Source organism: Hydrogenivirga caldilitoris (assembly GCF_003664005.1).
In the GTDB taxonomy this organism is placed as follows: domain Bacteria; phylum Aquificota; class Aquificia; order Aquificales; family Aquificaceae; genus Hydrogenivirga; species Hydrogenivirga caldilitoris.
Window position 1 is genome coordinate 219,268 of record NZ_RCCJ01000001.1, and the last position, 21,040, is coordinate 240,307.

The 21,040-nt window shown below is 46.4% G+C and carries 25 protein-coding genes and 1 tRNA gene; 15 read left to right on the forward strand and 11 right to left on the reverse strand.

The features are described from left to right. The first annotated feature begins 14 nt into the window (after positions 1-14). Positions 15-1,748 (forward strand): ABC transporter substrate-binding protein, encoded by a 1,734-nt coding sequence (locus BCF55_RS01305; RefSeq protein ID WP_121009035.1) that lies wholly within the window; start codon positions 15-17, stop codon positions 1,746-1,748. Here BCF55_RS01305 and BCF55_RS01310 read toward each other — a convergent pair. Together BCF55_RS01310 and fabD are read right to left on the reverse strand one after the other, a co-directional pair. Continuing rightward, positions 1,745-2,173, reverse strand: coding sequence for a hypothetical protein (locus BCF55_RS01310; protein ID WP_147424995.1), 429 nt, complete (start codon positions 2,171-2,173; stop codon positions 1,745-1,747). The genes BCF55_RS01305 and BCF55_RS01310 overlap by 4 nt on opposite strands. Further along, positions 2,148-3,086, reverse strand: a complete 939-nt coding sequence (gene fabD / locus BCF55_RS01315; protein WP_121009039.1) for an ACP S-malonyltransferase — start codon at positions 3,084-3,086, stop codon at positions 2,148-2,150. The genes BCF55_RS01310 and fabD overlap by 26 nt, the downstream gene beginning before the upstream one ends. A 203-nt stretch (positions 3,087-3,289) precedes the next feature. On the opposite strand from fabD, the gene BCF55_RS01320 reads away from it, so the two are divergent. The 5 genes from BCF55_RS01320 (at position 3,290) to infC (ending at position 8,139) form a co-directional block, all read left to right on the forward strand. Then, on the forward strand, positions 3,290-5,269 hold the full coding sequence (locus BCF55_RS01320) for an aconitate hydratase (protein ID WP_121009041.1): 1,980 nt from the start codon (positions 3,290-3,292) through the stop codon (positions 5,267-5,269). A 13-nt stretch (positions 5,270-5,282) separates the two neighbouring features. Then, positions 5,283-6,290: a malate dehydrogenase gene (mdh, locus tag BCF55_RS01325; RefSeq protein ID WP_121009043.1), complete on the forward strand. Its 1,008-nt coding sequence runs from the start codon at positions 5,283-5,285 to the stop codon at positions 6,288-6,290. Then, a complete protein-coding gene (locus BCF55_RS01330; RefSeq protein WP_121009045.1) occupies positions 6,268-7,113 on the forward strand; it encodes a fumarate hydratase in 846 nt (281 codons plus the stop codon). The genes mdh and BCF55_RS01330 overlap by 23 nt, the downstream gene beginning before the upstream one ends. A 103-nt stretch (positions 7,114-7,216) precedes the next feature. After that, on the forward strand, positions 7,217-7,615 hold the full coding sequence (locus BCF55_RS01335; protein WP_121009047.1) for a hypothetical protein: 399 nt from the start codon (positions 7,217-7,219) through the stop codon (positions 7,613-7,615). Then, entirely contained in the window at positions 7,612-8,139 is a 528-nt protein-coding gene (infC, locus tag BCF55_RS01340; RefSeq protein WP_121009049.1) for a translation initiation factor IF-3, read from the forward strand. The genes BCF55_RS01335 and infC overlap by 4 nt, the downstream gene beginning before the upstream one ends. Here infC and BCF55_RS01345 read toward each other — a convergent pair whose 3' ends face one another. Next, the gene (locus BCF55_RS01345; protein ID WP_121009051.1) at positions 8,140-8,454 is read right to left on the reverse strand and encodes a GYD domain-containing protein; all 315 of its coding nucleotides are present in this window, start codon (positions 8,452-8,454) and stop codon (positions 8,140-8,142) included. Positions 8,455-8,499: 45 nt separating this feature from the next. On the opposite strand from BCF55_RS01345, the gene rpmI reads away from it, so the two are divergent. Then, positions 8,500-8,700 carry a 50S ribosomal protein L35 gene (gene rpmI, locus BCF55_RS01350; protein WP_121009053.1) on the forward strand — a complete coding sequence of 67 codons (201 nt, stop codon included), beginning with the start codon at positions 8,500-8,502 and terminating at the stop codon, positions 8,698-8,700. Here the strand turns inward: rpmI and BCF55_RS01355 are convergent. Genes BCF55_RS01355 through BCF55_RS01365 form a run of 3 tightly spaced genes read right to left on the reverse strand, consistent with a single transcriptional unit; the run spans position 8,697 to position 12,664 of the window. Next, complete coding sequence (locus BCF55_RS01355; protein WP_121009055.1) at positions 8,697-10,679, reverse strand: ATP-dependent helicase; 1,983 nt, start codon at positions 10,677-10,679, stop codon at positions 8,697-8,699. The genes rpmI and BCF55_RS01355 overlap by 4 nt on opposite strands. Before the next feature lie 3 nt (positions 10,680-10,682). After that, positions 10,683-10,949: a hypothetical protein gene (locus BCF55_RS01360; RefSeq protein ID WP_121009057.1), complete on the reverse strand. Its 267-nt coding sequence runs from the start codon at positions 10,947-10,949 to the stop codon at positions 10,683-10,685. 11 nt (positions 10,950-10,960) lie between these two features. Beyond that, a complete protein-coding gene (locus tag BCF55_RS01365; protein WP_121009059.1) occupies positions 10,961-12,664 on the reverse strand; it encodes an NAD+ synthase in 1,704 nt (567 codons plus the stop codon). Between the two features lie 52 nt (positions 12,665-12,716). Between BCF55_RS01365 and BCF55_RS01370 the strand changes: the two genes are divergently transcribed. Together BCF55_RS01370 and hisB are read left to right on the forward strand one after the other, a co-directional pair. Further along, positions 12,717-12,792, forward strand: a tRNA-Val gene (locus BCF55_RS01370). A gap of 7 nt (positions 12,793-12,799) precedes the next feature. After that, the gene (gene hisB, locus BCF55_RS01375) at positions 12,800-13,378 is read left to right on the forward strand and encodes an imidazoleglycerol-phosphate dehydratase HisB (protein ID WP_121009061.1); all 579 of its coding nucleotides are present in this window, start codon (positions 12,800-12,802) and stop codon (positions 13,376-13,378) included. Here hisB and BCF55_RS01380 read toward each other — a convergent pair. Both BCF55_RS01380 and BCF55_RS09650 read right to left on the reverse strand, forming a co-directional pair. Then, complete coding sequence (locus BCF55_RS01380; protein WP_121009063.1) at positions 13,358-14,326, reverse strand: RluA family pseudouridine synthase; 969 nt, start codon at positions 14,324-14,326, stop codon at positions 13,358-13,360. The two genes, hisB and BCF55_RS01380, sit on opposite strands and share 21 nt — an antisense overlap. Then, complete coding sequence (locus tag BCF55_RS09650; RefSeq protein ID WP_170144720.1) at positions 14,301-14,477, reverse strand: hypothetical protein; 177 nt, start codon at positions 14,475-14,477, stop codon at positions 14,301-14,303. The genes BCF55_RS01380 and BCF55_RS09650 overlap by 26 nt, the downstream gene beginning before the upstream one ends. A 24-nt stretch (positions 14,478-14,501) precedes the next feature. On the opposite strand from BCF55_RS09650, the gene BCF55_RS01385 reads away from it, so the two are divergent. Genes BCF55_RS01385 through BCF55_RS09655 form a run of 4 tightly spaced genes read left to right on the forward strand, consistent with a single transcriptional unit; the run spans position 14,502 to position 15,652 of the window. Further along, positions 14,502-14,807 carry a DUF190 domain-containing protein gene (locus BCF55_RS01385; RefSeq protein ID WP_121009065.1) on the forward strand — a complete coding sequence of 102 codons (306 nt, stop codon included), beginning with the start codon at positions 14,502-14,504 and terminating at the stop codon, positions 14,805-14,807. Then, positions 14,798-15,172: a fluoride efflux transporter CrcB gene (gene crcB, locus BCF55_RS01390; RefSeq protein ID WP_121009067.1), complete on the forward strand. Its 375-nt coding sequence runs from the start codon at positions 14,798-14,800 to the stop codon at positions 15,170-15,172. The genes BCF55_RS01385 and crcB overlap by 10 nt, the downstream gene beginning before the upstream one ends. Continuing rightward, complete coding sequence (locus tag BCF55_RS01395) at positions 15,169-15,492, forward strand: DUF190 domain-containing protein (RefSeq protein ID WP_121009069.1); 324 nt, start codon at positions 15,169-15,171, stop codon at positions 15,490-15,492. Before crcB ends, BCF55_RS01395 begins: the two co-directional genes overlap by 4 nt. A 4-nt stretch (positions 15,493-15,496) precedes the next feature. Beyond that, the gene (locus tag BCF55_RS09655) at positions 15,497-15,652 is read left to right on the forward strand and encodes a hypothetical protein (protein WP_170144721.1); all 156 of its coding nucleotides are present in this window, start codon (positions 15,497-15,499) and stop codon (positions 15,650-15,652) included. Here the strand turns inward: BCF55_RS09655 and BCF55_RS01400 are convergent. Together BCF55_RS01400 and gatA are read right to left on the reverse strand one after the other, a co-directional pair. Further along, the gene (locus BCF55_RS01400) at positions 15,649-16,239 is read right to left on the reverse strand and encodes a tRNA threonylcarbamoyladenosine biosynthesis protein TsaB (protein ID WP_121009071.1); all 591 of its coding nucleotides are present in this window, start codon (positions 16,237-16,239) and stop codon (positions 15,649-15,651) included. The two genes, BCF55_RS09655 and BCF55_RS01400, sit on opposite strands and share 4 nt — an antisense overlap. Continuing rightward, a complete protein-coding gene (gene gatA, locus BCF55_RS01405) occupies positions 16,236-17,678 on the reverse strand; it encodes an Asp-tRNA(Asn)/Glu-tRNA(Gln) amidotransferase subunit GatA (RefSeq protein WP_121009073.1) in 1,443 nt (480 codons plus the stop codon). The genes BCF55_RS01400 and gatA overlap by 4 nt, the downstream gene beginning before the upstream one ends. 34 nt (positions 17,679-17,712) lie before the next feature. Here gatA and BCF55_RS01410 point away from each other — a divergent pair, with 34 nt between their 5' ends. Beyond that, the gene (locus BCF55_RS01410) at positions 17,713-18,309 is read left to right on the forward strand and encodes a SagB/ThcOx family dehydrogenase (RefSeq protein WP_211322877.1); all 597 of its coding nucleotides are present in this window, start codon (positions 17,713-17,715) and stop codon (positions 18,307-18,309) included. A gap of 4 nt (positions 18,310-18,313) precedes the next feature. After that, complete coding sequence (gene glmS / locus BCF55_RS01415) at positions 18,314-20,092, forward strand: glutamine--fructose-6-phosphate transaminase (isomerizing) (RefSeq protein ID WP_121009077.1); 1,779 nt, start codon at positions 18,314-18,316, stop codon at positions 20,090-20,092. Position 20,093: 1 nt separating this feature from the next. Here glmS and argF read toward each other — a convergent pair whose 3' ends face one another. Next, positions 20,094-21,014, reverse strand: a complete 921-nt coding sequence (argF, locus tag BCF55_RS01420) for an ornithine carbamoyltransferase (RefSeq protein WP_121009079.1) — start codon at positions 21,012-21,014, stop codon at positions 20,094-20,096. Positions 21,015-21,040 lie beyond the last annotated feature (26 nt).

Genomic DNA, 21,040 nt, shown 5'->3' on the forward strand with positions numbered 1-21,040 from the left:
ATCATAAATAGAGCATGAGACCTGTCCTGTTAGCGTTTCTGGTGGCATTTTTAGCCTTTTTTCCCTTCCATAGGTCTAAATCACCTGAGGGGGGCAGCTTACCTCTCATTAAGGTTGACCCGATGAATTTCTCCCCAAAACCAGGTAAAGAGGGAGGCACTCTATACTTCATCCTTAATGGAGATCCAAAAACCCTCAATCCAGCTTTAGCTCAGGAAACCACTTCAACGGCTGTTATAGGAGACCTGTTTACAGGTTTAACAAAACTGGACCTCAAAACCATGGAGGTTAAGCCTGATCTTGCACAGAGCTGGGAAGTGTCAGAAAAGGGGAGGGTTTGGACCTTTCACCTCAGGAGAAATATTAGGTGGAGCGATGGAGAACCCTTCACCGCCGAGGACGTGGTCTTCACCTTTAATAAAGTCTACTACAACGATTCTATACCATCCTCCACGAGGGACATACTGACAGTGAAGGGGAAGAAGATAAAGGTTGAAAAAGTTGACCCTTACACGGTCAGGTTTACCCTACCGGAACCCTTTGCCCCCTTTCTAAATGCCCTCAGTGCCGCCATACTACCAAAACACAAGCTTGAAAGGTACGTTGATGCGGGAACTTTCAACACAGCCTGGAATGTAAATACAGACCCCAGAGAGATAGTTGGTACAGGACCCTGGGTTATAAAGGAGTATGTAAAAGGGCAGAGAGTGGTATATGAGAGGAACCCTTACTACTATGAGAGGGATGAGCGAGGAAAAAGGCTACCTTACATGGAGAGGAAGGTCGGTGTGATAGTGAGTGACCCGGATACGGCTTTACTGAAATTTTCCAACCAGGAGGTAGACTATATAGGTCTCAGAACTCAAGACATCCAGCATATAGCCAAGATGAAGCGTGAAGATATAAAGGTATATGACCTTGGCTCAACCCCATCAACAACCTTCATGGTTTTTAACCAGAACCCCAAGGCTAAAATCCCTAAGTACAAGCTGAAGTGGTTTCAGAACAGGCTATTCAGAGTTGCTATATCCCACGCGATTGATAGGGAAGGGATATGTTACCTGGTATATAACGGGCTTGCAAAACCCCTTTACACGCCCATAACTGAGGCAAACAGACCCTACTATACAGAGGATTACTACCCTAAGTTTGAGTATGACCTTCGGAAGGCAAGGCAGATTCTTGAGAGTATCGGTTTCAGGGATAGGAACGGAGACGGCATACTTGAAGACCCTGAAGGTCACGAGCTTAAGTTCACCCTTATAACTAACGCTGGTAATAAGGAGAGGGAAACCATAGGGAACATAATTAAAGAGGACTTAAAGAAGATAGGCATAGAGGTTCACTTCCAGCCGATAGACTTTAACTCCCTTGTGGCAAGGCTGACATCACCTCCCTACGAGTGGGAAGCTGTGATAATAGGACTGACAGGGTCTTTAGACCCCCATTTTGGCAGGAACGTCTGGCACTCCTCTGGAACCCTTCATATGTGGTATCCCCGGCAGGAGAAACCCACCACTGACTGGGAAGCCGAGGTAGATAGGCTTATAGACTTAGGTGCAGTGGAGCTAAATTTTGAAAGGAGGGTTGAAATATACAGGGAAGCTTACAGGCTAATAACGGAACAGCAACCAATGATATTCATAGCCACACCTAAAAGTTTACTGGCAGTTTATGATAAGTTTGAGAACCTGTTCCCTACAGTCTGGGGCTGGTACGAGGAAGTCAGGCTCTTTATAAGGGATTAAGCTGTTTTTTTAACACTCTTTCTGTACTTCTCTATCTCATGGAAGAACCTATTTACGGCTTTGATTATGAGTCTCCTGGCTTCAGCTCTGCTCTTTATCCCGTAGTCTTCCATAAAGGTTCTCACGTCTCCTTCAAAATACCTACCTGCGATGATCTCCTTGAGGGGGCTCTCCAATTTCTCAATTATGTTTTCAATGTCCACTGAGTATATAACTATGCCTTCAAAGTATGCGTTTCTGGAGAGCTTGTCTTCCCGACGGGGCTTAACAAAAATCTTTGCCTTTGGCTTCCTTGCTCCGTTCTTACAATCTTCAAACCTGTCAAGTATGTCTCCTATAACCCAAACCTTATAATGGTAAGGACCTATAGCCCCCATTACGACCTCCCAAGTTTTTAACTTATAGGGCAGACTTGACCTTTTCAAGGTCTTCCACCTTCTCTATGTTGAAAACCCTCACCTCGGGGACCGTTTGTTGTATGAGTTTAGACAGAACGTTCTTAGGACCAACCTCTACAAAGGTGTCAACTCCCTGTTCAACCATATATTCAATGCTCTGATACCATCTCACGGGGGAGAATATCTGTCTGTAGAGGTTTTCCCTCACTTCGTGAGCCATCTTGTGGTCCCTGGCTGTATAGTTCTGAACAACGGGTATATCTACATTCTTTATAGGCGTCTGGGCAAGCTTCAGACGGAAGGCGTCTGCTGCCCCCTTCATGAGAGAGCAGTGGGAAGGGACAGAAACTTTAAGAGGTATAACCTTCGCACCTCTTTGCTTTGCAAGCTCACTTGCCCTTTCAACCGCCTGTTTCTCCCCTGATATAACAGTTTGTTGTGGGGAATTGTAGTTAGCCGGTTCAACTATCCCAAACTCCCTTGCCTCCTCGCATACCTTTTCCACCTCTTCCGGAGGTATCTTCAACACAGCAGCCATTGCACCCTTACCTTCTGGGACTGCCTCTTGCATATACTTACCTCTCAGATAAGTGAGCCTGACAGCCTCAAACAGCTCAATTCCTCCAGCTACTAACAGGGCTGTGTATTCTCCAAGGGAATGCCCGGCTAAATAATCCGGCTTGGGAAGCCCGCTCTCTTCCATAACCCTGTATATGGCGTAGGATGCAACCAAAATACCTGGCTGGGTATAGATAGTTCTATTGAGCTTCTCTTCGGGACCCTTTAAGACAACATCTACCAGGTCTGGCAGGGACATCCTCAGGGAGTGTTCCGCCTCATGGAACACGTCTGCAGCCTGATGGAATTCCCTGTAAAAGTCGTAAGCCATTCCCACATACTGAGAACCCTGACCTGGAAACACGTAGGCTATCTTCCCCATGAAGGATTATTCTATTGAAAAGAAGGCGTTTGTGTGGGGTAAATTTACCGCACGTGAGATTCAATATTACAGAACGCTTCCAGCTTAGTGTATATTCTCCAGCTTTGGCACTAAAGGACCTTTATAAGCTTTGCCTTTCTTGACAAAAGGCTTAAAATAGGTTAATCCTTCTAAAACGTTGTTTTAAGACCAGGAGGTAGGAAATGGCTAAAGGTACAGTGGCGTGGAAGATAATTAAGGAACACCTTGTAAGCGGGAAGATGGAGCCCGGAGAGGAGATAGCTATAAAGATAGACCAGACTTTAACTCAGGATGCTACAGGGACAATGGCCTATCTTGAGCTTGAAGCCATGGGTGTTCCCAGGGTAAGGACGGAGCTTTCCGTAAGTTACATAGACCACAATATGCTTCAGACGGACTTTAGAAACCCCGATGACCATAAGTACCTTATGTCCGTTGCCAAAAGGTTTGGCATATGGCTCTCCAAACCTGGTAATGGGATATGCCACCAGGTTCACGTTGAGAGGTTTGCAAAACCCGGTAAAACCCTTCTGGGTTCAGACTCTCACACACCTACGAGTGGTGGGGTTGGAATGCTTGCCATAGGTGCTGGTGGGCTTGACGTGGCTGCGGCCATGGCCGGAGAACCTTTCTACTTGAAGATGCCAAAGATAGTTGGTGTGAAGCTAACCGGTAAGATGCCAGACTGGGTAACTGCAAAGGACATAATTCTGGAACTTTTGAGACGCCTTACCGTCAAAGGGGGCTTGGGAAAGATTTTTGAATACTTCGGAGAGGGGGTAAAGGAGCTTTCAGTCCCGGAAAGGTCAACCATAACAAACATGGGAGCGGAGCTTGGAGCTACAACCTCTATATTTCCTTCAGATGAGGTAACCAGAGCTTACCTTAAAGCCCAGGGAAGAGACAAAGACTGGATTGAGCTTTTGCCAGACCCGGGTGCCGAATACGATGAAGTTATAGAGATAAACCTATCTGAGCTTGAACCTCTTATAGCCCAACCCCATTCTCCCGACAACGTAGTCCCAGTTCGGGAGATAGAGGGAATAAAAGTTGACCAGGTTGTTATCGGTTCCTGTACAAACTCTTCTTTTGTGGACCTCACGAGGAGTGCAAAACTCCTTGAAGGGAGGAAGGTTCACCCTGACGTAGTTTTTGCAGTTGCTCCTGGTTCCAAACAGGCTCTTGAACTGATAACAGAAAACGGTGGGCTGCTGAGCTTTCTTAAGGCGGGAGCCAGAATTCTGGAGAGTGCCTGCGGACCATGCATAGGAATGGGGTACGCTCCTCCAAGCGGCGGTGTTTCTGTAAGGAGCTTTAACAGGAACTTTGAAGGGAGGTCTGGAACTCCGGATGCAAAGGTTTACCTTGCCTCACCTGAAACATGTGTCGCCTGTGCCATAGCAGGAGAGATAATAGACCCTAGAAGGCTTGCTAAGGAAACTGGGGCAAAGTGGATAAGGGTTGAGATGCCCGACAGATTCCCCTATGGAGATGAAGCCTTCATTGAGCCGCTTTCTCCTGAAGAGGCTGAAAAGGTTGAGATATACAGGGGACCTAATATAAAGCCCTTGCCTCCCTTTGATGAGCTACCGGATAGGTTGGAAGGGGAGGTAACTCTGATAGTGGGAGACAACATAACCACAGACCACATAATGCCGGCAGGAGCAAAGATACTTCCCCTCAGGTCAAACATCTACGCTATCTCTGAGTATGTTTATCACTACGTTGACCAGGAGTTTGTCCCGAGGATTAAGGCTGTAAAGGAGAAAGGCAAAGCCGGAGTAATAATTGGGGGAGAGAACTACGGACAAGGTTCCTCCAGGGAACATGCTGCCCTTGCTCCAAGGTTTTTAGGGGTTAGGGCTGTAATAGCAAAGTCCTTTGCCAGGATACATCACGCCAACCTGGTAAACTTTGGTATCGTTCCTCTGGAATTTACAGATAAGTCCGACTACGACAAATTCTCCCTGGGGGACGAGATAGAGATCCCTGAACTCACTAAGAGACTGAGAGAAGGTAAAGAAGTACTGGTTGTAAACAAGACCACGGGGGATGAAATTGTATGTAGATACAACCTTACGCCCTATCAAGTTGAGGTACTCCTGGGAGGAGGAAGGCTCAACTACATAAAGAGGAAACAGTCCCAGGAGGTTGCACGATAAGGAGGTGGTCGATATGGCTATGAGAAAGGTTGTTTCCATAGTAGGGGCTGGAAACGTTGGTGAGCATGTGGCCAGCCTTATAGCCACGAAAGGATTTGCTGACATACGGCTGTTTGACATTCCCAGGAAAGACGGAGATAAGGTTTTTGAACCTGTTAAGGGTAAAGCTTTGGACATGAAACAAATGGTAGCCGCAATGGATGTGGATACGAAGATAGACGGTTTTACGGTAACCCCTGAGGGAGAGGGTTATGAACCCATGGTTGATAGCGATATTGTTGTCATCACAGCGGGTTTTCCACGCAGACCGGGTATGTCAAGAGAAGACCTGCTTGAGGCAAATATCAGGATACTATCAACCATAATTGCAAGGGTTCGTCAGTACGCTCCTAACTCCATACTTATAATCGTTACAAACCCTGTTGATATAATGACCTATGCAGCTTTCAAGTTGAGCGGCTTTCCTGCGAGCAGGGTTATAGGGATGGCAGGAGTCCTTGACTCTGCAAGGTTTAAAACTTTTATAGCTGAGGAGCTTAGAGTTTCTCCTAAGGATATTCACGCTTACGTGATAGGTGGACATGGTGATGAGATGGTTCCCTTGATTTCAATATCAAACGTTGGAGGTATACCTTTAAAGGACCTTATCCCTAAGGACAAATTGAGCGAGCTTATTGAGAGAACGAGATTCGGTGGAGGTGAAATAGTAAACTTAATGGGGACATCTGCCTACTATGCTCCTGCGGCTGCTGTGGTTGACATGGTTGAAGCTCTCGTAACCAACAGCAGAAGGATACTCCCCTGCTCCGTTTACCTTGACGGAGAGGCTGGGGAGTATTACGGTGTGAAGGGTTTCTGCGTTGGAGTTCCTGTCAAGTTGGGGGCAAACGGGGTTGAAGAGATAATAAAAGTACCTATGCTTGAAGAGGAGAGACAGATGTGGAACAGGTCTGTGGAGTCAGTTAAGAGGAGTATTGAAATAGCGGAGGTGATGCTCGGTGAGAAGAGTACAAGCAAGTGAGATAACTCAGGTAGTTAAGGAGCTTACAATAAAGGCGAACTATGAGATACCACCGGAGACAGTAGCCCTTTTTAAAGAAGCGGCTCAGAGAGAAGAATCTCCGGTGGGGAGAGAGGTTCTTCAGCAGATACTTCTGAATGTGGAAATAGCCCAGAAGGAGCAAATGCCTTACTGTCAAGATACTGGGGTTACCGTAGTTTTCATTGAAATGGGTCAGGAGGTAATTATAGAAGGTGGTTCTCTCGTTGATGCTGTGAATGAAGGTGTTAGACAGGCAACAAATGAAGGTTTTCTGAGGGCTTCCATGGTATGGGACCCCCTATTTGAAAGGAAGAACACGGGAGATAATACACCGGCTGTAATTCATACGGAGATTGTGCCGGGTGACAGGGTTAAGATAACGGTAGCTCCCAAAGGTGCCGGTTCTGAAAACACCTCAAGACTTGCCATGTTAAAACCTGCAGACGGCTGGGAGGGAGCAAAGAGGTTCATCTTAGAGACGGTTAAGAATGCTGGACCAAACGCGTGTCCACCCCTCACGGTCGGCGTTGGTATAGGTGGTAACTTTGAGTTGTGTGCCTACCTTGCTAAGAAGGCACTTCTGAGACCCCACGGTGAAAGACACTCAGACCCTCTTATAGCTAAGGTTGAAGAGGAGCTTATAGAGGACATAAACAAGCTGGGGTTGGGTCCAATGGGGTTTGGTGGAACGGTTACCGCTGTAGATGTTAAGGTTGAGATGTATCCCTGCCATATAGCCTCCCTACCGGTAGCCGTTAATATACAGTGTCACGCATCAAGACATGCGGAGAGAATAATTTGAAGTACATACTCATACTTGCTATAGTAGGCTTGATAACAGTTCTGTTCCTTTCGGGCTTTGCTTTCAGGGTTGTTAGAAGTGAACTTTCCAGGAAAAGGAAAGAATGGGGTTTGTAGCTCTCTCCCTTTATGCGGGTGCTCTCTTCCTTCTTGTGACCGTTGTGGCACCTGTCTTGCTCAGAACTGAGAAGAATAAAGATGTGGCGGGTAGTTTTTACGGACAAATTCTGTGGCGCTTTTACAGGATTGCTTTTTTACTGCTGTTGGTGTATCTTATTCTGGGCAATAAATGGCTGGGAATAATACTGATAGCAGGCTTATCTCTGAACGTAGTTGTTTCTATGTGGCTTAGGAATTATAAGAGAGCATTGGGCAATATTGAAGGGTACGACTTTAATTCACCTCAGAGAGTGACCTTCAGAAGGGTCTCATACCTTTCTACCTTTCTCCTGCTTATTAATCTGCTCATTTCAACGATAATACTTTTCAAGGAGGCTGTATGAGTAAAGTTGAGGAATATCGTATTAACAGACAGATAAGGGCGAAAGAGGTCAGACTTATAGACGAGACAGGAAAGCAGGTTGGCATAGTGCCTGTTGATGAAGCCCTGAAGCTTGCAGAGGAAAAAGGGTTAGACCTTGTTGAGATAGCCCCTCAGGCTAAACCTCCCGTCTGCAAGATAATGGACTACGGAAAGTTCAGGTACGAACTCAAAAAGAAGGAGAGAGAAGCCAGAAAGAAGCAAAGGGAGCATCAGGTTGAGGTGAAGGACATAAGGATGAAGGTTATGATAGACGAGCACGACCTCAAGGTGAAACTCAAGTATATGAGGGAGTTCTTAGAGGACGGGGATAAGGTCAGGGTGAGGATAAGGTTCAGGGGTAGGGAGAACATACACCCGGAGCTTGGAGATAAACTCTTCAACAGGATAGTTGAGGAACTTCAGGATGTCGGTGAGGTAGAGGTAAAACCAAAGAAGGAAGGACCTTTTCTGGTATTCACACTGGCTCCGAAGAGAAAGAAGTGATCAGCTACCAGGGACACCCTTTATCGTTCCGATTATCTCTTTAAAGTCCTTCCACTGGATTGCAGGCCACGTTTCCGTCGTTGCGTGTCCAAAAGACCTCACGATCATAGCTACTTTTGCCGCCTCTTCATCGCTCTCCGCTTCAAACACGTCAAGATAATCGTAGGGTCCGAAAACAACCAGATTCATAACCCACCTAACACTGGGGCAATTTTCTTCAATCAGCTTTTCAGCTTCCTGCTCTATCTGCTTTAGCCTCTCAAGGTTTTTTACCGCATAGGGTGAGATTTTTGTGAGCATGACATACAACGGCATCTCTCCCACCTCCTTCTGTTATAATATAGCGCTCGGAGGTTCATAATGGCAAAGGTGAAGATGAAAAGCAACAGGTCAGCAAAGAAGAGGTTCAAGGTTACTGCGAAAGGTAAGATAAAGAGGTGGAAAAGCGGAGGCTCCCACTACAACACTAAGAAGGAGCCCAAGAGAAAGAGGAGATTAAGAAAGGCAACCTATGTAAAGGAAAATATGATTGAGCATGTAAGGGCACTCCTAAGGGTTTAATCCAGAGCCTCTAAGAAGGAGGTGTGTATCGTCTTTATCTTTCCCTTGAAGTCCACCTGAGCCCTTTCACCTTCAATCCCTATAACTTTCCCTACTCCGAAGACCTTATGGTTAACCAGAGTACCAACTCTAACGCTCTCGTTGGGTTTGAGCTCAACCCTGTAAGAGACTAAAGGCTTTTTCCTTTTAAAGTGTTCAAGGTTCAGCAGAGCCTTAGGTACATCAGATAGGAAACGGCTGGGTTTCCTCCCCTTAGACTTTGTGTAGGACAGGTAAAGTTTCTCTTTTGCTCTGGTTACGGCAACATAAAATAGTCTCCTCTCTTCCTCAAGCTCAGAGCTATCTTCAAAGGCTGACCTGTGGGGTAATATCTCCTCCTCAAGACGTGGTAAGAAGACTGCACCGAATTCCAGCCCCTTCGCTGCGTGTATGGTCATAAGGTTGACTGCGTTCTGCCTGCTTTCCTCCGAAGATATCAGGAAAGCTTCGCTCAGGAAGTCTTCAAGAGAGCTCCCCTCCTCAAACTTCTCTGTGGCTGTTTTGATAAGTTCAAGGACGTTTTCTGTCCTCTCTTGCAGGTCTCCCTTGTGCCTTTTCAGGACGTTCTCAAGAAAGGGGGTTTCTTCAAGAAGTCTCTTGAGGATGTTTGGGTAATTTTCCTTTTCAGCCTCAAGCTCTCTGAGGAAAGAGGTAAATTCCCTTAGCTTTGATGCCTTTGATGGTGAAACCCTCTCGCTGAGGACCTCAAGGGATTCTATCCAGCTGCCCTTGAAAAGCTCCTTAGCCCTCTCTATAGTCTTGTCCCCGAAGCCTTCAAGGAGGTAAGCAACTACCCGTCTGAAAGCGGGTTCGTCAGCAGGATTTTCTAAGAACCTCAGAACGTAAAGTAGATTTTTGACTTCTGGTCTTTCGTAAAATCTGAGAGCTCCTACAACCCTGTAGGGTATACCGACTTTAAAGAAGGTGCTTTCAAATACATCTGTTACGTAGGAAACTCTCAATAGCACGGCTATATCAGCAGGCTGATAGATTTTCAGAAGCTCCTTTATCTCTCTGGCTACCCAGAGTGCCTCCTCCTGCTCGTTATCAAATCTCTTGACCACAGGTTTTTCGCCCATATCGTGAACGGGACTTAGGGTCGGTATGAGCTCTTTCCAGAGGGCGTTGCTCTTTTTGAGTATCGCGTTGGCAACGGAGAGTATGTATCCTTTGGAGCGGTAGTTGGTTTCAAGCTTTATCACATCCGGGTTAAACTCATCCATGAAGCGTATTATGTTGTCAGGTCGTGCGAACCGCCACTCGTATATACACTGGTTTGGGTCCCCAACAACGCATATATCTTTCCCTGCTATCAGCTTTAGAATTTCATACTGAACCGTGTTGGTATCCTGGTATTCGTCTACGAGTATGAATCTAAATGAATTCCTCAAATTTTCCCTGAAGTGGTCATTCTCTTTCAGGAGGTTGTAAAGCTCGTACATCAGGTCTCCAAAATCAAAGAGCCCGTTCTTCCTTAGCTCTTGTTGGTATAGACCAAAGAGCTCTCTCAACTCCTCAGACTTTATGTCACCGAGGTCTTCCTTTACTCTTGATATCGCTCTCCTGACCTTATCGTAGTCTTCTTGGTTTATGCCAAACTCTTTTAAAAGCTCTTTTAGTATAGACTTTGTGTCTGACTCGTCCGCTACGTTAAACTCATATCCGGCTTTTCCCTTCAAAAGCCTGTAAGCTACCGAATGGAAGGTGCCTACCCAGGGTAGTTCTCTACCCGTGACTTTGTACACCCTATCTCCTATCTCCTTTGCCGCTTTGTTTGTGAAGGTTATGCAGAGAACGCTCTCTTCAGGTAAGCCGAGCTTTTCCAGGAGGAACTCTACTTTGTGGGCTAGGGTTTTGGTTTTTCCAGAGCCAGCTCCCGCGACTACGAGTAAGGGTTTTCCGTGGTGACGAACTACCTTTTCCTGTTGAGGGTTCAGCATGACCTACTGTTCTTCGTCAACGCTTATTATATTTACGGAAACCCTATCTCCGTATTCTTCTTTTAACCCCTCTTCAATACTTAGCTCTTCCCTTATCATGTCTTCCAGGGTCTCATACTCTTTAAAGAGCTCAACCTCTATCTGGTAAACCTCTTCCTGAAAGTCTGCGCTCACGTAAACCTCCCTTAGAGGTAGCTTCATCTCAGAACAGAGAGAAAGAACCTTCTCCTTTAGCTCTCCTATATCAACCTCTCCAAAGTTTGAGCCCATCACTTACCTCCTCACCTTCTGTACTTATTTACGATAGGCATCCTCCAGTCCTTACCAAAGGCTCTTGGCGTAATCTTTATGCCTATAGGTGCCTGTTTTCTCTTATACTCAGCCTTCCTGACCATATTGACAACTTTGTAAACAGTTTCCTCCTCAATTCCTGCCCTAACTATATCTGCCGGGGACATATTCTCTTCAATATAAAGCTTTAGCACCCTGTCAAGAAGTTCATAGGGAGGAAGTGTATCTTGGTCTGTTTGCCCTGGTCTGAGTTCTGCCGAGGGGGGCTTCACAAACACCCTCTCCGGTATAACCGGTGTCAAGGAGTTCCTGTAACGTGCAAGCTTATAAATTGTAGTTTTATAAACATCCTTTAAAGGTGCAAACCCGCCCGCCATGTCTCCGTATATAGTTGTGTACCCTGTAGCCGATTCGCTTTTGTTGGAGGTGGAGAGAACCAGGTACCCCCACTTGTTGGATACGTAAAAGAGTATGTTTGCCCTTATCCTCGCCTGAATGTTCTCGTCTGCAGTGTCAAACTCAAGCTCTCCAAAAACTGGAACCAGCTCGTCGTAGTAGGAGGTGTACACCCCATCTATGGGTACGGTATGGAATTCTATCCCAAGGTTGTCTGCCAGAGTCTTGGCATCCTCAAAGCTCTCCTGAGAGGAGAACCTTGAAGGCATAAACACACCCATAACATTTCCAGCTCCAAGGGCATCTGTGGCTATGCAAGCTACAAGTGAGGAGTCCATACCTCCAGAAAGACCCAATACAGCCTTAGAGAAACCGGTCTTTATTACGTAATCATGAGTTCCGAGTACGAGCGCCTTGTATATCTCCTCCTCCTCGGTCGGGTTTTCCTCAATTCTCGGTTCAATATAAGGTCTTCCGGTTAGCTCAACCTCGGCTCTGACTGGAAAAGGTTCTATCTCTTTGCTCGCAGTTCTCCACCTTAGGTCAAGAAGCCTCCTCCTCCTAACCTTCTCAACATCAATTGAAAGGGTTAATAGGTCTTCTTCAAAAGCCTTTGCCCTCCCAATAACCTTCCCCAGCGGGTCAATAACCATGCTCCTACCGTCAAACACAAGCTCATCGTGTCCACCTACAAGGTTAGCGTATACGACGAAGCATATGTTGTCCTCCGCCCTCGCTTTTACGAAGCTTTCCCTGAAAGTGTACTTGCCTATGTGATAAGGGGAGGCGTTTATATTTATCACAACTTCCGCACCAGAAAGGACTGTTAGCCTCTCAATGTGGTCAGGATACCATATATCTTCACATATAGAAAAACCAACCTTGTATCCGTTCACCTTTATAAGAAGAGGCTCTTCACCTTCCCTGAAGTACCTAACCTCATCAAAAACGCTGTAATTTGGAAGTCTCCCTTTATGATATATACCTAATACCTCGCCCCTGTATATAACGTACAGGCTGTTGTAGAGCTCACCTTCGTAGTGGGGAGTTCCGACCACTATCACCGTATCAAGCTGTTTGGTTTTTTTGGCTAAGCTCTGGACAGCTTCCATACACTCCCTTACGAAGTCCAGCCTCAAAAAGAGGTCTTCCGGAGTGTATCCGCTCACCGCCAGTTCAGGGAATACAACGATGTGGGATCTCTTGGCGCAGTTCTTAACCGCCTTTTCTATCTTTCTTACGTTCCCTTCTATATCCCCTACAGTGGGGTTTATCTGGGCTATGCTGATGTTCAGCATGGATTTAGTATAGCTTGACTCTCGTACGGAATTAGAAGATAATTTCTAATTAAGGCGCGTAGCTCAGCCGGGAGAGCGCTGGCCCGACACGCCAGAGGTCAGGGGTTCAAGTCCCCTCGCGCCTACCATTGAAAAATGAGAGAAGCGGAGATAAAAAGGGAAACGAAAGAAACAAGGATAAAGCTCTACGTTAATCTTGATGGAACAGGTATTTACGAGGTTAAAACGCCGGTGGGTTTTTTAACCCATATGCTTGAAAGCTTCGCAAAGCACGGAAGGTTTGATCTCAGGGTTGAGGCAGAAGGAGACGTTGACGTTTCTTATCACCATACGGTTGAAGACTGCGGGATAGTCCTAGGTCAAGCTTTTGATAAAGCCCTCGGGGATAAGAAGGGGATAAGAAGGTTCGGGGACTCTATCGTGCCTATGGATGAGGCGCTTCTTCTGTCTGCAATAGACTTCTCCGGCAGGGGTCTATTCTTTTATGAAGATTTAGGTCTGAGAGGAAAGATAACAGACTTTGACTTTGAACTCATATGGGAGTTTTTTAAGGGTTTTGCCCTGGAGAGCAGGTCAACTCTCCATATGAGGGTTATAGATGGAAAGATCTTACATCACATAGCGGAGGCGGCTTTCAAGTCTTTTGCCCTTACCCTTAAAGAGGCGGTTTCTGTTGTGGGGGGAGACGTGCCTTCAACTAAGGGAACGCTCTAATTCCCTGGCTCTCTCTAAAACACTTTTGAAAGGTTCAGGGTCCTCTATCTCAAACTCCATCCATTCTTCCCTTGTGGGGTGATAAAATCCGAGTTTGTAGGCAACTAACATGTTGCACTCACCCAGTAATTTGATTATCTCCTCTGGAACCGAGCTTCTCTTAAAGCCGTAAGTGGTATCGCCAAGTATAGGGTAACCAAGGGAGGATAAATGAACCCTTATCTGATGGGTTCTGCCTGTGTATATCTTAACCTTTAGAAGGGTAAGGTCAAGCTTTTTAAACCTCTCCAGAACCCAGAACTCACTTTTTGCGGGTCTTGAGGCTGGCGAAAAGGTTGAAAACTTCTTTCTATGGATAGGGTGCCTCCCTACTGGGAGCTCTACGACCATATGCTCCTGTTCTACCAAGCCCTTTACCATTGCTCTGTAGAGCTTTTCCGTTTTTCTCTGGGCAAACTGACGGGATAACTTCCTGTGAGACATGTCGTTCTTCGCGACCACCATAAGACCGGAAGTTTCTTTGTCAAGCCTGTGGACGATACCGGGTCTTTCTGTACCTCCTATGGAGGAGAGGTCTTTGATGTGATATAGGAGGGCGTTTACCAGCGTTCCACTCGTGTAACCCGGAGAGGGGTGAACCACGAGACCACAGGGTTTAACTATAACAGCTATATCGCTGTCCTCGTACAAAATCTCAATGGGTATATTCTGAGGTTTTACTTCAATAGGTTCTGGTTCCGGAAGCAGTAACTGAACAACGTCACCTTCCTTAATCTTGTAGGAAGGTTTTCTCTCCTTACCTCCAACAAGAACGAAGCCCTCTTCTATGAGTTTCTTCAAGTAACTTCTGGAGAGTTCCGGGTAAACCCTGGAAAGAAAAAGGTCCAGGCGTTCTCCGGCTTGCTGGGGTGATACTTCAAATTCAAGAACCTCTGCTGTCTTTTTCATTCAACTTTATTTCTATCTTTATCTCCTTTGGTTCTTCTTCAAGATTGAGGCTTCTTATAAAACCGACAACTGTACCCTTTAAGGCTCTCATTGGAAAGTCTTTCAGTCTTACCTTTTTACCGTTCACTTCAAGAACTATGTCTTCCACCATAGGGAAATTTTAAAATAAAAATCCATGGCTGTTCTCGTCAGGATATTCCTCAAGGAAGGAGAGGAGTTCGGAGATAAACCCGTTTACCGTGAGGTGGTTGAACAGCTCAGAAGGAAAGGTTTGGGAGGAGCTACCGTCCTAAAGGCGATCCTCGGTTACGGAACAACAGGAGAATTTCATTATGAGGGTATAGAGGCAATGTCCTATGACCTTCCCGTAGTGATTGAATTTGTTGAGCAAGAGGATAAAGCTCTGAAAGTTATGGAGGACCTGAAACACCTGCTCAGGGGAAAGCTGATAAGTATGGAAGAGGTTAAAGTGTGGGAATAATAATATCTGTGGCTCTTGGAGGAGCTATAGGCTCCGTGCTCAGGTTTATACTCTCAAAGTTGATACAGGATAGGACAGGTATTGACTTCCCGCTCGGAACTCTGCTCGTGAACCTCCTTGGGGCTTTTCTCATAGGTTTCGCCTTCGCTTACTTTGTTGAAAGGATGAGCCTCTCCCCTGAGGTGAGAGCCCTTTTCATAACCGGCTTTCTGGGGGGCTTTACTACCTTTTCCACCTTCTCTTATGAAAGCTACAACCTCCTGATGGATGGTGAGCTGGTTAAGTTTATCTTGTACACCTTGGGGACAAATGGAGTAGGCTTGTTTATGACTCTGTTGGGTTACAACATAGGGAGGATGTTGTGAAGTGTGAGACTGCCGTACTTGTCAGGATATTCATAGGAGAGAACGATAGATACGAGGGCAAGCCGCTTTACAAGTACATGACCGAACTTTGTAGGGAGAGGGGAGTTGCGGGGGTAACCGTGTTCAGGGGAATTCTCGGTTATGGAAAATCCTCTGTAGTTCATGAACAGAGACTCCTCAAGCTTTCCTCAGACCTTCCCATAGTGATTGAAGTTATTGACTGTGAGGAGAAGATAAACGAGGTACTTCCTGAACTTTCTAAACTGGTTGACAGTGGTCTCATAACTCTGGAGAGGGTAAAGGTCATAAGGTACAATTGAAATAATGGACGGGGATGCTTTCCTCTTTATGATGCTATCTTGGGGACTTATACTGGGTTTGAATATCTATTGCTTTACCCTACTCTTAACAAAGGGAGAGCCACCTTCGGGTGAAGCCCGCCCAACCGTTGAACCTGGTGAAGAGGAAGAGATAACTTAAACTGGCGGTTTCAAATAGACCGGTTCTATACTGAACACATCATCACCCTCCGGTTTTTCCCTAAGGTGCTCATGGGCATATATGCCTCCATAGGCGGAGAAGGGGAAGAATGGGTGATAGAACTGGTTCTCCCCTATCTTCTCTTCAGAGAATATACTCAGGGATACCCCTGTACCTTTGAGTTTCTCCCCCCTATGCAGCCTTACTTCGGAGACAGCCTTTCCGTCAAATACCCTGTAAAAGATGTTAGTGCTGACCTTCAGATAAGGAATTTTCGGTGTGGGTACAGGAGTAAACCTACCAATTAAATGCAGGTTCTCGTAAGCAACGATTGGTTTCTTGAGAACGTAAGCTAAAGTTTTCATAAAGGTTACACCTATCCTGAGAGAGGTGAGGTATCCTACACCTACTGAAACCGCGAAGGCATCAAACTCCTCTGGCTTTACGCACTGTCCCTCTAACGCCTTAGGTAGGTTCTGCAGCGTTTTCCTTTCAGAGTCAAGGTAATATATAAACTTTACTTTTCCGTTCTCTATAACAGAGAAGTTAAAGAAGGAGAAGGAGGTATCCAGGGATAGGATTCTCATAGCTGTGGAAATTTCTCGTAGTGTTTAAAGACCTGTTCCCAGGTGTAAGAGATTCTCAGAAGGGTTGTCTCATCCCAGGGTTTTCCTATCAGTTGTCCGCCCACCGGCAGGTTGTCTACCCAGCCTATGGGTATTGAAATTCCCGGCAATCCTGCGAGGTTTACAGGGACTGTCAGAACATCGGAGAGGTACATCTCTATAGGATTATCAAGCCTCTCTCCCAGTTTAAAGGGTAGAGAGGGGGTGGTCGGGCTCGCTATAAGGTCAACCCTCTCAAAGGCTCTTATGAAGTCTTCGTATATCAACCTTCTCACTTTTTGAGCTTTCAGATAGTAGGCGTCGTAGTATCCGGCGGAAAGGGCAAAGGTTCCCAGCATTATCCTTCTCTTCACTTCAGCTCCAAACCCTTCATCCCTTGTCTTTGAATACATGTCAAGTAAGTCTTGATACTCATTCGCCCTGTATCCGTACCTAACCCCATCGTACCTGGCTAAGTTTGAGGAGGCTTCTGATGGAGCTATTATGTAGTAGGCAGGTATAGCATACTTAACGTGGGGCAATGAAACTTCTTCAACTGAACAACCAAGACCTTCAAGCTCTTTTATGAAACTGTCAAAGCGCTCCTTTACCTCTGGCTGAACATTGAACTCAAAGAATTCTTTTGGGAGACCTATCTTCAGCCCCTTTATGTCCTTTTTTAACTCTTCAAGGAAGTTCGGGACAGGAACCTTTGCGGAGGTTGAATCTTTCTCATCATATCCGCTTATAACTTCAAGTAAAAGGGCGACATCCTCTGTTCTGCGAGCAAACACCCCGATCTGGTCTAAGGAAGAGGCAAAAGCAACAAGCCCGTATCTTGAAACCCTTCCGTAGGTCGGTTTGATACCTATCACGCCGCAGAAGCTCGCAGGTTGCCTTATTGAGCCCCCCGTATCCGAGCCCAGTGATAGGGGTGAGGAGCCTACCGCAACACTCGCTGCAGAACCTCCTGATGAACCTCCGGGCACCCTATCCGTATCCCATGGATTTCTGGTCGGGAAGAAAGCAGAATGCTCGGTAGAGGAACCCATTGCGAACTCATCCATATTTGTCTTGCCTATGAATAGGGCTCCTTCCCTTCTGAGCCTTTCCACAACGGTTGCGTCATAGGGAGAAACAAAGTTTTCCAGTATCTTTGAAGCGCAGGTGGTTCTTCCACCCTTTATAACTATGTTGTCCTTTATAGCTATAGGAAGTCCGAAGAGCTTACCTTCTGGCTTCTTTCCATCAATTTCCTTTGCCCTTTCAAGGGCTTCCTCGTAGGTAGGTGTTATGAAAGCTTTGACCTTATCTTCTGTCTCTTCAAACCTTTTGAAGAAAGATTCAACCACTTCGGAGGGTTTGATCTCTCCCTTTGCTATGAGCTCCAAGAGCTCCTTCGCGCCTTTTTGAAAAATCATGGTAAATATTTTATCCCAGTTGTATCTTTTAATTATGGGGCTTAAACTCCCACAACCTTCCTACAGGGGAAGACTGACCCTTGAAGAGGCGTTGCTGAGAAGAAGGTCTGTAAGGGAATACCTCCCAGAACCTCTGTCCCTTGAAGAGGTTTCTCAGCTTCTCTGGGCGGCGCAGGGGGTAACAGACCCTTACGGTTTTAGAACGGCACCGTCCGCTGGGGCTCTCTACCCTCTGGAGGTTTACATACACGCTACTTACATTGACGGTCTTGAAACAGGCATATACAGGTACGATCCTCATAGACATTATCTGATAGATGTAAAGATGGGGAATTACGTTCGCGATATATACACAGCCTCTCTTTCCCAGGCTCAGGTTTTGAACGCACCTCTCCTTATGATGTTCTTCGCCATATTTGGGAGGACCACGGCTAAGTACGGTAAGAGAGGGATAAGGTACGTGTTTAATGAGGTTGGTCATGCGGGACAGAACGTTTATCTTCAGGCCACTTCCCTCGGGCTTGGGACTGTGGTAATAGGAGCTTTTTACGATGAGGAGCTTAAAAGCATAGTTGGCACAAGGAGAGACGAGGAGCCTCTATACATAATGCCAGTCGGGAGGGTAGAATAGAAACATGTGCGGGATTATAGGTTACACAGGTAAGGAAGCGGCTCTCCCACTTATACTTGGCGGACTTGAAAGGCTTGAGTACAGAGGGTACGATTCCGCCGGTATAGCTCTGATAGAAGATGGGAAACTCATAGTTGAGAAGAGGGTCGGAAAGATAAGGGAGCTGGTAAAAAACCTCTGGGGTAAACCTTACAGGGGTAAGACTGGAATAGGACACACAAGATGGGCAACCCATGGAGAGCCTTCTCAGGAGAATGCCCATCCCCACACCGACTCAAAAAATGAGTTTGCCGTTGTTCATAACGGTATAGTTGAAAACTACCTTGAATTGAAGAGAGAACTGGAAAGCGAGGGAGTTACGTTCCGCTCCGGAACAGATACAGAGGTTATAGCTCACCTGATAGCAAGAGCCTATAAGGGAGACCTGCTGGAGGCTGTCCTTGATATCGTAGGAAGGCTCAAAGGTGCTTTCGCCTTTGCTGTGATAACAGTGCATGAACCGATGAGGGTTGTGGGGGTTAAGCAGGGAAGCCCCCTCGTTGTTGGTATAGGTGAAGGGGAAAACTTCCTCGCCTCTGATATACCGGCGATACTACCCTACACAAGGAGTATAATCACATTGAACGACGGGGAGATAGCCGATATAACCCCGGAAGGGGTCAACATATACGACTTTAACGGAAACCCCGTAACAAAGGAGATAGTGATAGTCCCCTGGGACATAATATCGGCAGAAAAGTCGGGATTCAAGCACTTCATGTTAAAGGAGATTTATGAACAGCCTAAGGCTGTGGGAGACACCATAAGGGGTCTTATGTCTTCAGGTGAAGAGCCACCATTTTCCCTGAAAAGCTTCAGGCGCATTCTGATTATAGCCTGTGGCACCTCCTACCATGCCGGTCTTGTGGGAAAATTCTGGATAGAGAAGCTTGCTGGTGTACCTACCGAAGTGGTCTATGCCTCGGAGTTCAGATACGGGGATTTCCCGGTCGGTGAAGAAGACCTCATAATAGGCGTATCCCAGTCCGGTGAGACCATAGATACCAAATTCGCTGTAAACTTTGCCAGGGAAAGAGGCGCCAGAACTTTATCAATAGTGAACGTTGTGGGGAGTTCAATAGACAGGGAGTCTGACTATACACTGCACACCCATGCCGGTCCTGAGATAGGGGTGGCTGCAACGAAAACCTTTACAGCTCAGCTTGCAGCCCTTTACTTCCTTGCTTCAACAGAGCATCCAGACAGATACAAACTCCTGGAGGAACTCTTTAAGGTTCCTGCGAGGATAGAGAGAACCCTTGAGAAGTCTGAAGCTATTGAGAAACTCGCCGACAGGTACATGAATAGGAGGGATTTCCTTTACCTCGGTAGATACCTGAGCTACCCTATAGCCCTTGAGGGAGCCCTCAAGTTAAAGGAGATATCCTACATACATGCGGAAGGTTACCCTGCAGGGGAGATGAAGCACGGACCCATAGCTCTGATAGATGAGAAGATGCCTGTTGTGGTTTTGGCACCTCAGGATAGGGTTTACGATAAAACCCTTGCAAACATTGAAGAGGTCAAGACCAGAAAGGGTAAGGTGATAGGTGTTGGTTTTGAAGGGGACGATAAACTTGAGAAGCTCTGTAATGAATTTATAGGTGTACCACCCATTGAGGAGGACTTTACCCCGTTCCTCACCGTAGTTCCGCTGCAACTACTTGCCTACCATATAGCAAGTAAGCTTGGGCTTGACGTGGACCAGCCCAGAAACCTTGCGAAGACCGTTACGGTTGAGTAAATCACGATTTTTCAAAGAGGAATTCAAGGAGAACCTTTTGGGTGTGGAGTCTGTTCTCCGCTTGATTGAATATGAAGTCGGCGTGCTTTTCAAAAACCTCTTCGGTGATCTCCTCACCCTTTTTGGCAGGTAGACAGTGCATAACAAGGACTTCCGGCTTTGCATGGGAAAGGAGCTCTTCGTTTACCTGGTAAGGTTTAAGGGTGTTCAGCTTCTCTTCGTCGCGGCTGTCTCCCATACTGAACCACACGTCCGTATAAACAACATCCGCATCTCTCACAGCTTCAAGAGGGTTTACAGTAAGGTACACGTTTCCCCCGGTGAAGTTGGACAGGTCAAGACCCGCCTGCAGGTAATAGCTGTCAGGTCCGTAACCCTCCGGTGTAGCTACAAAGAGATTCAGACCGAAGAGTCCTGCAGCCACAAGCCACGTGTTGCATACGTTGTTTCCGTCCCCAACGTAGGCTATCTTTATGTCCTTTACACCATCTCCAAACCTCTCGTAAAGGGTGAAGACGTCGCTCAAGAGCTGACACGGATGGGATTTATCGGTGAGGGCGTTTATCACTGGAACTTTTGACCACTTGGCGAACTCCTCAAGCCAGGTGTGAGAGTTATTCCTTATCACCACACCGTCTACGTATCTTGATAAGGTTCTGGCTGTATCCTTTACATCCTCGCCCCTGGAGAGCTGCAAATGTCCTTCCTGGAGGAAGAGAGGCCTGCCGCCCATAAGGTTTATAGCCACCTCAAAGGAAACTCGTGTCCTCGTGGAAGGTTTTGTGAAAAGAAGGGCTATGTTCCTCCCTGATAGAACGTTGTTTAGCTCTTCGTCACCCTGTTTTACACTTTTCACCCTTTTTACTATGTACCATGCCTCTTCCGGGTCTAGGTTCCAGAGGTCTATAAAGTCTCTCTTCATAGGACTATTATAACTGGAGAAAACAC

What these genes read in the sequence shown, in the direction of transcription:
- BCF55_RS01380 (WP_121009063.1), bottom strand. Translation starts at nt 14,326, where the DNA reads ATGAAAAAGACAGCAGAGGTTCTTGAATTTGAAGTATCACCCCAGCAA.
- BCF55_RS01410 (WP_211322877.1), top strand. Translation starts at nt 17,713, where the DNA reads ATGGGGCTTAAACTCCCACAACCTTCCTACAGGGGAAGACTGACCCTT.
- infC (WP_121009049.1), top strand. Translation starts at nt 7,612, where the DNA reads ATGAGTAAAGTTGAGGAATATCGTATTAACAGACAGATAAGGGCGAAA.
- BCF55_RS01305 (WP_121009035.1), top strand. Translation starts at nt 15, where the DNA reads ATGAGACCTGTCCTGTTAGCGTTTCTGGTGGCATTTTTAGCCTTTTTT.
- BCF55_RS09655 (WP_170144721.1), top strand. Translation starts at nt 15,497, where the DNA reads ATGGACGGGGATGCTTTCCTCTTTATGATGCTATCTTGGGGACTTATA.
- BCF55_RS01385 (WP_121009065.1), top strand. Translation starts at nt 14,502, where the DNA reads ATGGCTGTTCTCGTCAGGATATTCCTCAAGGAAGGAGAGGAGTTCGGA.
- fabD (WP_121009039.1), bottom strand. Translation starts at nt 3,086, where the DNA reads ATGGGGAAGATAGCCTACGTGTTTCCAGGTCAGGGTTCTCAGTATGTG.
- argF (WP_121009079.1), bottom strand. Translation starts at nt 21,014, where the DNA reads ATGAAGAGAGACTTTATAGACCTCTGGAACCTAGACCCGGAAGAGGCA.
- BCF55_RS01355 (WP_121009055.1), bottom strand. Translation starts at nt 10,679, where the DNA reads ATGCTGAACCCTCAACAGGAAAAGGTAGTTCGTCACCACGGAAAACCC.
- BCF55_RS01345 (WP_121009051.1), bottom strand. Translation starts at nt 8,454, where the DNA reads ATGCCGTTGTATGTCATGCTCACAAAAATCTCACCCTATGCGGTAAAA.
- BCF55_RS01365 (WP_121009059.1), bottom strand. Translation starts at nt 12,664, where the DNA reads ATGCTGAACATCAGCATAGCCCAGATAAACCCCACTGTAGGGGATATA.
- BCF55_RS01335 (WP_121009047.1), top strand. Translation starts at nt 7,217, where the DNA reads ATGGGGTTTGTAGCTCTCTCCCTTTATGCGGGTGCTCTCTTCCTTCTT.
- glmS (WP_121009077.1), top strand. Translation starts at nt 18,314, where the DNA reads ATGTGCGGGATTATAGGTTACACAGGTAAGGAAGCGGCTCTCCCACTT.
- BCF55_RS01400 (WP_121009071.1), bottom strand. Translation starts at nt 16,239, where the DNA reads ATGAGAATCCTATCCCTGGATACCTCCTTCTCCTTCTTTAACTTCTCT.
- BCF55_RS01320 (WP_121009041.1), top strand. Translation starts at nt 3,290, where the DNA reads ATGGCTAAAGGTACAGTGGCGTGGAAGATAATTAAGGAACACCTTGTA.
- rpmI (WP_121009053.1), top strand. Translation starts at nt 8,500, where the DNA reads ATGGCAAAGGTGAAGATGAAAAGCAACAGGTCAGCAAAGAAGAGGTTC.
- gatA (WP_121009073.1), bottom strand. Translation starts at nt 17,678, where the DNA reads ATGATTTTTCAAAAAGGCGCGAAGGAGCTCTTGGAGCTCATAGCAAAG.
- mdh (WP_121009043.1), top strand. Translation starts at nt 5,283, where the DNA reads ATGGCTATGAGAAAGGTTGTTTCCATAGTAGGGGCTGGAAACGTTGGT.
- hisB (WP_121009061.1), top strand. Translation starts at nt 12,800, where the DNA reads ATGAGAGAAGCGGAGATAAAAAGGGAAACGAAAGAAACAAGGATAAAG.
- BCF55_RS09650 (WP_170144720.1), bottom strand. Translation starts at nt 14,477, where the DNA reads ATGGTGGAAGACATAGTTCTTGAAGTGAACGGTAAAAAGGTAAGACTG.
- BCF55_RS01360 (WP_121009057.1), bottom strand. Translation starts at nt 10,949, where the DNA reads ATGGGCTCAAACTTTGGAGAGGTTGATATAGGAGAGCTAAAGGAGAAG.